This is a genomic window from Photobacterium nomapromontoriensis, assembly GCF_050336815.1.
Taxonomy (GTDB): domain Bacteria; phylum Pseudomonadota; class Gammaproteobacteria; order Enterobacterales; family Vibrionaceae; genus Photobacterium; species Photobacterium nomapromontoriensis.
The window spans coordinates 35,532-48,132 of the sequence record NZ_JAKJSL010000021.1 but is presented as its reverse complement, the minus strand read 5'-3'; the positions used below and the strand labels follow the sequence as shown (position 1 = coordinate 48,132).

Annotated in this window: 14 protein-coding genes; 2 read left to right on the top strand and 12 right to left on the bottom strand. The window is 50.6% G+C overall.

Going from position 1 to position 12,601, the window contains the following annotated elements:
• Window positions 1-102 precede the first annotated feature (102 nt).
• The gene (gene nfuA, locus L4D12_RS07220) at window positions 103-681 is read left to right on the top strand and encodes a Fe-S biogenesis protein NfuA (RefSeq protein ID WP_428447297.1); all 579 of its coding nucleotides are present in this window, start codon (window positions 103-105) and stop codon (window positions 679-681) included.
• 96 nt (window positions 682-777) lie between these two features.
• Here nfuA and L4D12_RS07215 read toward each other — a convergent pair whose 3' ends face one another.
• The 6 genes from L4D12_RS07215 to L4D12_RS07190 form a co-directional block, all read right to left on the bottom strand.
• Complete coding sequence (locus tag L4D12_RS07215; protein ID WP_428447149.1) at window positions 778-1,170, bottom strand: 3D domain-containing protein; 393 nt, start codon at window positions 1,168-1,170, stop codon at window positions 778-780.
• Between the two features lie 103 nt (window positions 1,171-1,273).
• Entirely contained in the window at window positions 1,274-2,623 is a 1,350-nt protein-coding gene (gene dinF, locus L4D12_RS07210; protein WP_428447148.1) for an MATE family efflux transporter DinF, read from the bottom strand.
• A 172-nt stretch (window positions 2,624-2,795) separates the two neighbouring features.
• Window positions 2,796-3,725: a heme o synthase gene (gene cyoE, locus L4D12_RS07205; RefSeq protein ID WP_428447147.1), complete on the bottom strand. Its 930-nt coding sequence runs from the start codon at window positions 3,723-3,725 to the stop codon at window positions 2,796-2,798.
• 72 nt (window positions 3,726-3,797) lie between these two features.
• Window positions 3,798-4,835, bottom strand: coding sequence for a COX15/CtaA family protein (locus tag L4D12_RS07200; RefSeq protein WP_428447146.1), 1,038 nt, complete (start codon window positions 4,833-4,835; stop codon window positions 3,798-3,800).
• Window positions 4,836-4,866: 31 nt separating this feature from the next.
• Window positions 4,867-5,415, bottom strand: a complete 549-nt coding sequence (locus L4D12_RS07195) for a cytochrome oxidase (RefSeq protein ID WP_428447145.1) — start codon at window positions 5,413-5,415, stop codon at window positions 4,867-4,869.
• Window positions 5,412-6,089, bottom strand: a complete 678-nt coding sequence (locus L4D12_RS07190) for an SURF1 family protein (protein WP_428447144.1) — start codon at window positions 6,087-6,089, stop codon at window positions 5,412-5,414. The genes L4D12_RS07195 and L4D12_RS07190 overlap by 4 nt, the downstream gene beginning before the upstream one ends.
• 47 nt (window positions 6,090-6,136) lie before the next feature.
• On the opposite strand from L4D12_RS07190, the gene L4D12_RS07185 reads away from it, so the two are divergent.
• Entirely contained in the window at window positions 6,137-6,343 is a 207-nt protein-coding gene (locus L4D12_RS07185; RefSeq protein WP_428447143.1) for a DUF2909 family protein, read from the top strand.
• A gap of 57 nt (window positions 6,344-6,400) precedes the next feature.
• Here L4D12_RS07185 and L4D12_RS07180 read toward each other — a convergent pair whose 3' ends face one another.
• From L4D12_RS07180 to lexA, 6 genes are all read right to left on the bottom strand, one after another.
• A complete protein-coding gene (locus tag L4D12_RS07180; protein ID WP_428447296.1) occupies window positions 6,401-7,303 on the bottom strand; it encodes a cytochrome c oxidase subunit 3 in 903 nt (300 codons plus the stop codon).
• Between the two features lie 9 nt (window positions 7,304-7,312).
• On the bottom strand, window positions 7,313-7,888 hold the full coding sequence (locus tag L4D12_RS07175; protein WP_428447142.1) for a cytochrome c oxidase assembly protein: 576 nt from the start codon (window positions 7,886-7,888) through the stop codon (window positions 7,313-7,315).
• Window positions 7,889-7,902: 14 nt separating this feature from the next.
• Window positions 7,903-9,531: a cytochrome c oxidase subunit I gene (gene ctaD / locus L4D12_RS07170; protein ID WP_428447141.1), complete on the bottom strand. Its 1,629-nt coding sequence runs from the start codon at window positions 9,529-9,531 to the stop codon at window positions 7,903-7,905.
• A gap of 10 nt (window positions 9,532-9,541) precedes the next feature.
• Window positions 9,542-10,687 (bottom strand): cytochrome c oxidase subunit II, encoded by a 1,146-nt coding sequence (coxB, locus tag L4D12_RS07165; RefSeq protein WP_428447295.1) that lies wholly within the window; start codon window positions 10,685-10,687, stop codon window positions 9,542-9,544.
• Between the two features lie 238 nt (window positions 10,688-10,925).
• Window positions 10,926-11,726 carry a class I SAM-dependent methyltransferase gene (locus tag L4D12_RS07160; RefSeq protein ID WP_428447140.1) on the bottom strand — a complete coding sequence of 267 codons (801 nt, stop codon included), beginning with the start codon at window positions 11,724-11,726 and terminating at the stop codon, window positions 10,926-10,928.
• Window positions 11,727-11,835: 109 nt separating this feature from the next.
• The gene (gene lexA, locus L4D12_RS07155; RefSeq protein ID WP_428447139.1) at window positions 11,836-12,456 is read right to left on the bottom strand and encodes a transcriptional repressor LexA; all 621 of its coding nucleotides are present in this window, start codon (window positions 12,454-12,456) and stop codon (window positions 11,836-11,838) included.
• Window positions 12,457-12,601 lie beyond the last annotated feature (145 nt).

The window sequence follows — 12,601 nt, the reverse complement described above, 5'->3', positions numbered from 1 at the left end:
ATGCCAAAGTCATAGATGTATCGATTAAGGGGTGATAGAAAGACTGTCACAGAGTAGAATAGAATTAATCTTACTAAATAAGTCAGGTATTACGTCGTGTCTATGATTACTATTTCTGAAAATGCTCAACAGCACTTCGGCAAACTTTTGGCCCAACAGCCGGAAGGAACAAACATCCGCGTCTTCGTGGTCAACCCTGGTACTCAAACTGCAGAGTGCGGCGTGTCTTACTGCCCCCAGGAAGCGATCGAAGCAACCGATACGAAAATTGATTACGATCTATTTTCAGCTTATATCGATGAACTTAGCCTCCCTTTCCTAGAGGATGCTGAAATTGATTTCGTCACCGACAAGATGGGATCACAGCTGACCCTTAAGGCACCTAACGCCAAACTGCGTAAGGTTTCTGATGACGCATCATTAATGGAACGCGTTGATTACGTGATCCAAACTCAGGTGAACCCGCAACTTGCCGGTCACGGTGGCCATGTATCACTGGCTGAAATCACTGAAGACGGTGTCGCGATTTTGCAATTTGGCGGCGGCTGTAATGGTTGCTCAATGGTCGATGTCACCCTGAAAGAAGGGATCGAGAAAGAACTATTGGCACAATTTACCGGCGAGCTAACAGGCGTGCGCGATATTACTGAGCATGCCCGCGGCGAGCATTCTTACTACTAAGTAAACAATGCCACCCCGGTAGACCCGCTTAAAATAAAAAAGTCAGCCCAAAAGGCTGACTTTTTTGTTGTGATTCATCCACGCCTATTAACGTCATTACACCTTAATAACCGTAATGGTGACATGGCGTCGCCCCCAGTGACGGGCCGCTCTCACATCTTTACCCATATAGATATCGATCTTATTGCGCCAGCGTTTGTGCATCTTGTCGAGCACCACGTATTCACCCGGTAAGCCAGAAATTTTCACCTTCGACCCATGCCTTAAACCTTTGCTCAACATATCTCGAGACACGGCAATCGCCTTCATGCCAGGTTTGAGTCGATCCCCCCAGGCTGCAATCGAGGGATTTCCATCCGTCTGACTATGCACTGAATTATACGCTGTTGCCGTCACCTTATATGACTTCCCCTGGATCCCGGCCATGGCGGGCGTGACCCAACTCAGCGTCATGAGCGCTAATAAAAGTCCGATTACTGCGTTTTTCATTTAACCTCCCGCGGTACAATTGGTCGCAATTTAACCAGAAGAGATTGCCGTTGGGTAGTACTTTTCGCCTAAAAAACAAACAATTTTAGATGAAAATTTCTAACTATCTGTTTGTACAGGCCAGTTCAAGGAAAATATCGTTCTTCCATTGGTAAGCAAATATTACCGCTAAGCCAATACCGCGCATGGCCATAAAACCAAGCATTGCTCCCCACAGCGCATGATTACCGTAAGCCTGCAATAACCACCAGATCGCAAAGAAGCTACAAATGGCTACGAACATACTATTACGCATCTCGCGACCTCGGGTGGCCCCAATGAAGATCCCATCTAACAAGAAACACCACATCGCGACTAACGGGACAGCGGCCAGCCATGGTAAATATGTTGCCGCCTCTCGCTGAACCGCAGGAATATCAGAGATCAAACCAATAATCTCTCGGCCAAAACCAGCAAATGCCAAGGTGATCAGCAGGGAGATCATCAAACTCCAGAAGGTCGTACCAATCAGGGTCCGCCCCAACGCCTCACGGCTACGCGCCCCAATGGCCTTACCGACCATCGCCTCCATGGCATAGGCAAACCCGTCCATCGCATACGACACCAGCATCAAAAAGCTCATCAGTACCGCATTGGCCGCGACCACATTATCGCCCAGCGTAGCCCCCTGAAAAGTCATAAAGGTAAAAGCCAGTTGCAGACACAGGCTGCGCAGAAAAATATCGCGATTGAGTTTTAACAGCCGCCCAATCCCGTCACGGACTGTACCGAGCTTCTCTCGCAGCGGCGGTAACGCACTGGCCAGCCACTGACGAGACACAAACCATAACCCCAACGCTAAACTGCTGTATTCTGCCAGTACGGAGGCGGCTGCAGCACCCTGCACTTTCCAGCCCAGCCCCATTACGAAAAACACATCCAGCACAATGTTAACCACATTGGTGATGATCAGTAACCACATCGGCAGGCGGGCATTCTGACATCCCAGCAACCAGCCCATAATGACAAAATTGGCCAGTGCAGCAGGTGCCCCCCAGATCCGGATCGAGAAATACTGATCGGCATACAACTTAACCTCGGTACTGGCGCTGCTGAAATGAAAAATCAATGCCGCGACAGGCTGATGAAACACAATCAAGAACAACGCAAGCAACCATGCCATTGCAAGCCCCTGCAAGAAAACTGTCGCCTGAGCCCCTTTGTCCGAGGCGCCATACGCTTGCGCGCTGAGCCCTGTAGTCGCCATCCGTAAAAAACCCAGTAACCAGAACGTCACATTGATCATGGTTCCACCGACGGCCACGCCCCCCAGATACCAGGCATAATCAAGGTGACCAATCACCGCCGCATCAACCAACCCCAACAGCGGCACCGTAATATTCGACAACACCATAGGTAACGCTAACGCCAACACCTGACGGTGCAAAGACATATCCCGTAACGCTTTGAACACAATAACCTCAATCCCTCATTATTTAAGCCGCGATTATACCCAAGCTGCCTCTAAATGCAGGATTCAGAATAGGCGTTTAGGTATATCGGCAAATCAGATTAGGGAGAGACAAAATAGAACGCCCCTGTCAGCACGCACAGACAGGGACAAAAACAATACAACGGAGAAGGAATTACCCAAGCATAATCATCAACCAGTGATCGGCTAACAACACGACAAACAGGACCAGCAGATGCCAAATCGAATATTTAAATGTCGCCCAGGCATGGCCGCGCTGATCGGCAAATTTGAGCTTTAGGGCATAGCCAATAAAACCCAGATTCAATATACTGCTGCCTATCAAGTACAACTCGCCACTCATTCCCGTCAGCCATGGCAGTAACCCGACCAAAGCTAAAATTACGGTATAAAGCAGCACCATGGTCTTGGTAAATTCAATACCATGCGTCACTGGCAGCATCGGGATCCCCGCCTTGGCATAGTCATCACGGCGATGAATGGCCAGCGCCCAGAAGTGTGGCGGCGTCCAGGTAAAGACCAGCATCACCAGTAACAATGCATGGGGATCAAGCTGGCCAGTAACGGCTGTCCATCCCAGCAATGGCGGCGCGGCCCCCGCCAAGCCGCCGATGACAATATTTTGCGGCGTCGCGTGCTTGAGCCAAGCCGTATAAATCACCGCATAACCAATCAAGCTGGCAAAAGTCAGCCAAGCCGTCAATGCATTGAGCTGCCACAGGATGGCAAACCCCGCCACCATTAAACTGGAGGCAAAGATCACCGCTTTATGGGTGTCGACCCGCCCCTTCGCAAGCGGACGATTATGAGTACGGGCCATCTTGGCATCAAACTGACGATCAAGTACATGGTTGAAGGCCGCTGCTGCCGCTGACTGCAAGCCAATCCCCAATAATCCAAGCACAACTGCATGAAGCGGTGGGATCCCCTTGACGGCCAGACACATACCTACCAATGCGGTGAGTAGCAGCATTGCCACCACCTTGGGCTTCGTCATGGTAAAGTAATCCTGCCAAACCCGTGATCTGACTGCGCCCAGCTGAGGCTTGATGCCCCCCTTAGCGGCTATCTGTAATTTTGCCATCTTATGGCCCTCCCTTGCGCTTATCTTGCTCTCAACGAGCGATTCCCGTACAGTTTCTTACGAGGCCACAACCTAGTCAGATTGTGAAACCGTCCCATAGCATGTCACCCACCTCTGCCGGTACACTTGCATATTGACCATCACCAATGTCAGCAACAACATCACCCCCGTCACATTATGTGCCACTGCCACTGCCAATGGCAGGCTGGCAACCACATTGGTGATCCCCAATCCAACCTGCACCGCCAGAACCACTAACATCACCAGTGCGACGGGGCGCAACACGGGTCGCAACCATAGCCGCCATCCCAGCACGAGCAAGAGTACCGTCGTGATCATCGCCCCAATTCGATGACTCGCGTGAATAGATACCCGTTGCTGAAAATTCAGCACCCCATATTGATAGCTATCATGTACAGGCTGGATCGGCGCAAAGGCGCTCATATCAAAGCCCTGCAACCAATCCACCTCACACACTGGCAGTTGAGTACACACCATGGCGGCATAATTGGCAGCGGTCCATCCTCCTAACCCAATTTGCGCGATGACAACAACCAGACCGAACAGTGACAAAATCTGCAACCGACGGCCTGCCCGCACACTATTCTCAGCACTCGGTATTCGAACCGGTGAAGGCACAGTCATCAAGCGTAAACGCAGTAGTAACAACAGCGACACGGTCGTAAATCCACCCAGCAAGTGCCCCAGAACGACAACGGGCATCAACACCATTGTGACTGTCCACATTCCCAATAATGCTTGAAAAATAACCGTCACTAATAGCAAACCGGGGATCAATTTAGGTTGTTCAGGCCGTCGCCATGCCATGATGTTGATGATCAGTATCAATATCCCCAGCGCGCCGGCAACATAACGATGCAACATCTCATTCCACGCTTTATGGGGTTCCAACGGGCTATCGGGAAAACGCATTGTCGCAGTGGCTTGTTCAGCTTCACTATCTGGTACCGCCACAAAACCGTAACACCCCGGCCAATCAGGGCAACCTAGCCCCGCCTCCGTCAACCGGGTGTAAGCTCCGAGGGCAACCACGCATAGCGACAATATCAAGGTCATATTGACTAGCCACTTAAATCCATTCTGCTTCATCCCCAGATCTCCTTATCTTCAGCCCGTCGTACTAACCAATTTTCGATATTTTCAACAATCGCTTCAGATCTCGCAGCACATCCTTGCCCTGAGCCAATACCGCGGGCATGCCTTTGACCAATGGGTAGGCCAGCATCACATTGCCCAGAGGGTCGGCGATATAAATCGCCTTCGCACCGTACTCCAGTGTTTTCAACTGGGTAACAACATGGCTGGGGATCTGACGCAGTTCAACCGCCCCCTCTTTGGCGCGAATCGCTTTTGGATCGGAAAATTGTTCCTCATTGCTGATCAGTAAAACACTACTGACCCGCAGCTGATCGGCCCCGACCGCCTGTGGGATTTGACGTAAATTGAACAATGCACCGCGACACTTGTCATCACAGTCATTGGGCAACAAGTAGATCAGTTGCCACTGCTGACTGCCTCCCAACCATTGCGCGGTCATCGGAGACTCCAACAACTCACCGCGATTGGTCACCCCACCTTGATACCAGTTCAAATCTAATATCAACTTGGCCAATATCACCGGCAAGGAAAAAGCCGCCAGTAATAGCAGTAACGTTCCATGTTTCTTCATACCTTACTCCGTTTTAACCACCACACCGCCAGGCCTGATACCGCCAAAGCCAGCAAAAACCATTGCATGGCGTAGGCGTAGTGCTTTTGTGGCCCCACAACGACGGGGATCCAGGTTTGCTCCAAGGCCACTGGGTTCTCGGCATCAATCTGTAGCACCCAAGGCTGGAGTGGCAGCGCTAACTTTTCAGCCAGCAGTGCAATATTCAAATTTTGAACGCGCAACGGATAGCTGTCGCCCAATTGCTCCGGTGCCAGTTCCAGTAAGTTAGAAGGTGGTGCGATCATGCCTGAAACCTTAAGGTCACCATGATGCTCCGGCAGAACGGGGATCTGATCGCGATAAAGAGGTGCGGCTATCCAGCCTAGATTGACCAGCATCCACTGGTTATCCGTTTCAAAAGGATACAGTACGTGATAGCCCGGCTGTCCGCGGAACAGTTGATTATCCAGTAACACCGCCCGGCGATGATCAAACGCCCCCCTCAAAGTCAGGCTGTACCAACGCGGGTCCGGCGGTAAACTGGCCAGGCTGTAATACATTTGCTCACTACGAAACTTCAGTGCGTTACTGAGGCTTTCTTTTTCCTGAGCACGTGACATTTGCCACCAACCCAACTTGACCAATGTCAGTAGTACCGCCACAGTAAAAAGTATGAAACCAATCCTTCGCATCGCCCATCCTTAAATGACTGGCTCTCAAACATCTATGGAGGTTACCCATGCTATTGAAAGCGCTTATTCTCGGCCTGCTGGTTTTTATCCTAATCAATCTTTTCCGGGCTCTGCCAATCATGCTCAAAGGCAAGCACAGCCAGCCCATGTCACGTAGCCTCGGTCGCCGAGTGCTATTTTCGGTATTATTGTTTGCTCTGCTACTCCTCGCCTTAGTCTGTGGCTATATCACACCGAATCCACGACCATACTGAGACAGGGCTTTTCTCTCATAGCTAACACCTAGCACCTAGCACCTAGCACCTAGCACCTCAGAGAATATAAACAAACACAAAGAGCCCGAGCCACACCACATCAACGAAATGCCAATACCATGCTCCAGCTTGGAAGGCAAAATGCTTTTCCGGGGTAAAATGGCCCCGCAAGACCCGTAGCCAGACAATAAACAAAATTACCGTTCCCAAGGTGACATGCAGGCCATGGAAACCTGTCAACATGAAGAAAGTATTGCCATAAATCCCAGCATCCAAGGTCAAGCCCATCTCTTCATAAGCATGGATATATTCCACACCCTGCAAATAAATAAACAAGCAGCCAAGCAGCACTGTCAACAACAGGAACAGTGTCAAGCGGGGACGGTTATTCTGCTCAAGGGCGACATGGGCAATATGCACGGTAATCGATGAGGTCAACAGGATCAGGGTGTTGTAGAGAGGAAGCCCGATAGGCCCCATCGCTTGCGTCTCTGTGCCATCCGGTGTCAGTATCAATGGCCACTGCGCAACAAAATCTGGCCACAGCACCGCATTGGTCATCGCATTGTTGCCCGCCCCGCCGAGCCAAGGCACCGCAATCATCCGGGCATAGAACAGCACGCCAAAGAAAGCGACAAAGAACATCACCTCAGAGAAAATAAACCAGCTCATACCCTGCTTAAACGAGCGATCCATTTGGTGACTGTACAGCCCCCCCATCGATTCAGTGATCACATCGCGAAACCAGCCAATCAGCATGATCAGCAGTAATCCAACCCCTGCTAGTAATAGCCACGGCCCCTGACCATTGAAAAGATCGCCGACGGTGGCACCTGCGCCCATCGCGATCAGAAACAGCGCGACGGCCCCGAGAATCGGCCAGGCGCTAGCCTCGGGGACATAATAGGATTCAGGTGGGGTTTTCATTGATTGATCATGTTCAGAATAAGGATTCGCCATCATTCAACCTCATTGCGTTTGTGCCGCGGGATCCGGCGTGGCGTTGTAAAGGGTATAGGCCAATGTCAGTGTGGTGATCTCTTCGGGTAGCTCGGGATCGACGTAGAAGACAAGGGGCAAGCTCGCGGTATCACCCGCCTCAAGGGGTTGGTGATTAAAACAGAAACACTCAATTTTATTAAAGTAGCGCGCACCGGTTCCTGGACTCACCGATGGCACGGCCTGGCCAATTGTTGCGGCATTGGTCAAGTTACGCGCCTGATAATTAATGGTATGAGTTTGACCCGGATGCACCACCAACGAGCGAACCGCAGGCTCAAACGTCCACTTCATACCCGGATTGATGTAGGCCACAAACTCAACCGTAATTTCCCGAGAAGTATCGACCTTCGTACTGCCTGCGGCTGGCCCATCTGCGGTTTTACCGTTAATCCCGGTGATGTCGCAGAACACATCGTAGAGCGGGACCAGTGCAAAAGCGAAGCCGAACATCGCCACTGCCATAATGACCAATGACCATAGTGAGCGCTGCTGGCGCTGTCCCTGCGTTTTGCTGCCCGTCTCAGGCTGTGGCTGCTGGCTCATCCCGCCCCCTCATATCAGTCAATCTTTGGTGGTGTCGAAAACGTATGGTGCGGCGCTGGGGACGGTACCGTCCACTCCAACCCTTCAGCGCCTTCCCAAGGCTTGGCCGCTGCTTTTTCTCCGCCACGTACACACTTGATCACGACCGCGAGAAAAATGAATTGCGACAGACCAAAGAGGAACCCACCCACACTGACGACGGCATTGATATCAGCAAATTGCAGCGCATAGTCAGGGATCCGCCGTGGCATCCCTGCCAGCCCCAAGAAATGCATCGGGAAAAACAAGATATTGACTGAAATGATCGAGCACCAGAAATGCCACTTTGCCAAGGTTTCATCAAACATGTGCCCGGTCCATTTTGGCAACCAGTAATAAGCGCCCGCCATGATCGAGAATATCGCCCCCGAGACCAGTACATAATGGAAATGTGCCACCACGAAGTAGGTATCGTGGTATTGGAAATCCGCTGGGGTAATCGCCAACATCAGGCCAGAGAACCCACCAATGGTAAACAGCACAATAAAGGCAAGAGCAAACAGCATCGGTACTTCAAAGGTTAGCGATCCGCGCCACATGGTGGCGACCCAGTTAAATACCTTCACCCCGGTCGGCACCGAGATCAACATGGTGCAATACATGAAAAACAGCTCTGCGGCCACTGGCATCCCAGTAGTGAACATATGGTGCGCCCAGACCAGAAAGCTGAGCCCGGCGATAGAAGCGGTGGCATACACCATCGAGCTGTAACCAAAAAGCTTCTTACGGGAAAAGGCGGGAATAATTGCCGAAATAATGCCGAAACTGGGCAATATCATGATGTAAACTTCAGGATGACCAAAGAACCAGAAAATGTGCTGGAACATCACCGGATCCCCACCACCAGCGGCAGAGAAAAAGCTGGTGCCGAAGTATTTATCGGTCAACACCATGGTTACCGCTCCAGCTAACACCGGCATCACTGCAATCAAGAGAAAAGCGGTGATCAGCCAGGTCCAGACAAACAGCGGCATCTTCATATAGGTCATGCCGGGTGCTCGCATATTTACAATGGTGACAATCACATTGATGGCCCCCATGATGGAGCTGATCCCCATGATATGGATAGCAAACACAAACAAGCCAGTGCTCTGCGGGCTAAAGGTGGTCGATAGCGGCGCATAAAATGTCCAGCCGAAGTTAGGACCGCCCCCTTCCATGAACAACGACGCCAGTAACATGGTGAACGCAAATGGCAGAATCCAAAAACTCCAGTTATTCATTCGAGGCAAGGCCATATCTGGCGCCCCAATCATCATCGGGATCATCCAATTTGCCAAACCGGTAAACGCAGGCATTACGGCACCAAACACCATGATCAGGCCATGCACCGTCGTCATCTGATTGAAAAAGTTTGGATCTACCAGCTGTAAACCCGGCTGAAACAACTCAGCACGGATCACCATCGCCATCGCCCCACCAATCAAGAACATGGCAAAACTGAACATCAAATACAGTGACCCGATGTCTTTGTGGTTGGTCGTAAACAACCAGCGCTTCAAACCTGTCGGCTGATGATGTTCCTCATGGTGGTTTTGTTCACTGTGAGTATCTTCCACTTGATCGTCTTCTATCTCAGCCTGATCGCGCAACATATCCGTCATTGTGACTCTCCTATAACTCTTGGCCATTCAGCACGGCTTGTACCTCGGCGGCCTGCACCGTATCTCCGGTGTTGTTTTCCCAGGCATTACGCTCATACGTGATCACCGCCGCGAGCTCTTTCAGGCTCAGCTGCGCACCAAATGCCTGCATCGCCGTGCCTGTTCGGCCATGAACAACGATGTTGATATGCTCAAGCTTGGCCGTTGGATCGATCGAAATCCCCTGCCCGGCTAATCCAGGGAATGCTCCCGGCAGTCCCTGACCATTCGCCTGATGACACATCGCACAACGGGTGTTGTAGACCTTTTCACCCAAATCCATCAGCTCATCCATGGTCATCTGCATTGCCAATAAGCGCTGCTCTTCTTCGTAGGCCTGCTGTTGTGCTTCCTTGGTCATTTTCAACCATTCGTCATATTCGGCTTGCGGCTTCGCGATCACTACAATTGGCATAAACCCATGATCTTTACCGCACAATTCCGCACATTGACCTCGGTATATCCCAGGCTGATCAATCTTGGTCCAGGCTTCATTGATAAAGCCCGGGTTGGCATCTTTCTTAACCGCAAAGTCAGGTACCCACCACGAGTGAATCACATCCTGTGAGGTGATCAAAAAACGCACTTTTTTTCCTATGGGTAATACCAGAGGTCGATCGACTTCCAACAGGTAGTTATCCCGCTTAGCGCGTACGTTCTCAATCTGGGCTGGTGACGTGGCTAACAATGAATAGAAATCGACATCTTCATCGAAATAGCTGTAATGCCACTTCCACTGTGAGCCTGTTATCTGGATGGTCATATCGGGCTTAGAGGTGTCTTCCATCGCCAGTAAGGTCTGTGTGGCAGGAACAGCCATCACGATCAGAATAATGAAAGGGATCACCGTCCAAAGGATTTCCACCTTGGTACTTTCATGGAAGGAGGCTGCCACTGCCCCTTTTGACTTACGGTGGTGAATGATTGACCAGAACATTACCCCGAACACAATCAGCCCTATCACCACGCAGATATAGAGAATGGTCATATGAAGATCAAACACCCGTTGGCTGACGGCTGTCACCCCTTGGGTCATATTCAGTGGTATGGGTTGGGTTTCGGCATAGACTGGCAAGGCCAGCAAAATAACCAGACAGCACATCAGATGGCGAATCATCACCTGGCTCCCTCCTATCCTTATCCTTGAGATATACCGTTCTGGCTCCTTTTTAGTGCCAGTCAGCAGCGCAAAAATGTTTCAATGTTAAGCACGCTTAACATTTCAGTTAACACTTTATTTACATTTAACTTAGAACAGGATCAGGCTAATACGCAAAAAAAGGCAGGGAAAAAATTTAGCGAAGGGCTGTGCTGACACCGGATCTGCCAGCAAGAAATCATAATAATCGGCTAGGTCACAGGCGAATATTCAAAACAACGGGTAACACGCGGTATTTAAGTCCAGGAATGAAGGCAATCCAACGCTGCCACCGTCGCCATCGAGTGCAAGGGTTATCTAAAGGGCTATAACATCCTACCGATTCGGCCCAAGGTAACCAGCACAACACTTGCTGGCGTGGATCACGGAAGCCATGAGCATAGCCACGTACTACGCCCATTCGATGCGAGATGTCTTGATGACACCGATCCCCCGCCAGTACCAAACACAGTTCTAGGTGACCAAAATGACACGCTATCGCCTGCAAGAAACGGGAGATACTCGCAGCATTGTGTTGCAGCAAAGCCTGATCACATACGAGCATCACGGGTGTGCAATTCATGGTGGGCAATGCTTGCAGCCAAGCCAAATCATCAATAGACCCCGACAACATGCGATAACGCTCACTACGGTGGAATAACCGCTGACGCCATACTAGGTGTTCACTGAAATCAATATCAAACCATCGGCAACGGCCATTATCGATACGGTAAAAGCGTGTATCGAGTCCACCGCCAAGGTTTAGGATTCGCCCTGATGGATGGCGACGCAGGAACTGCTGAACTTGGCGATCACACAACTGAGCCACACTGGCATGCAGTAACTGTTGCGCGGTGACATTGCCAAGCAGGCAATCAGGCTTAAGAACACATTGGCTACAAGCCGCAGCGGCAACGGGATCATAAAGAAGGCGATTGTCACTTAAGCTCTCACGACTGCGAAGCCAGAGAGGGTGTAACAAATCAGCAGGAATATCATAGCGGGTAGGATCCGTCATTATCATCTCTATCGCCTTCATGGAATAGACATAAGATGATAATGACTCTCATTTGCTTTTGCAAAGCCTTTCTCTGTAATTCTTACGCGATAAGCATCCGCCTAAAAAATCACATCCAGTCGCTGTTGCGGATCACGCCAACGGCAATCCCCTCAATCGACAAATGCTGGGTATTGAGATCCACCACAATCGGAGAAAAGGCTTCATTTTCAGCATGCAAAATAACTTGCGCCCCTTTACGTTCAAGACGCTTAACTGTGACGTCATCTTCCACGCGGGCAACAACAACCTGACCGTTATGCACATCCTGAGTTTTATGCACCGCCAGCAGATCACCATCCATGATCCCGATATCTTTCATGCTCATTCCGTTAACCCGTAACAGAAAATCTGCTCGCGGCTTAAACAGTGAGGGGTCAACCTCATAATGGGTTTCAACATGCTCTTGTGCCAGAATCGGCTCACCGGCAGCCACTTGGCCAATCAGTGGCAGTCCACTTTCTTCGACACTCTCATTACCCAGTAATAAACGGATCCCGCGCGAGGCGCCCGGAATAATTTCAATGACTTCTTTTCGTGCGAGTGCCTTGAGGTGTTCCTCGGCAGCATTGGCTGAACGGAAACCGAGTTCACGGGCTATTTCAGCACGTGTGGGCGGCATTCCATCATCTTCAATTTTTGCTTTGATCAAATCAAAGACTTCTTGTTGGCGCGGCGTTAACGGCTTCATTCTTCACCCTGTCTTTTTATACAGTCCCTGTGAGTATATCCAGTGTTAACACTCTTGAAAAGATCATTGTTTAGGAAAACAGCAATTTTGCTGCGAATTCACCAGCGACAACAGCCTGTTAGGCTGGCTCGGCTACCAACCTCTC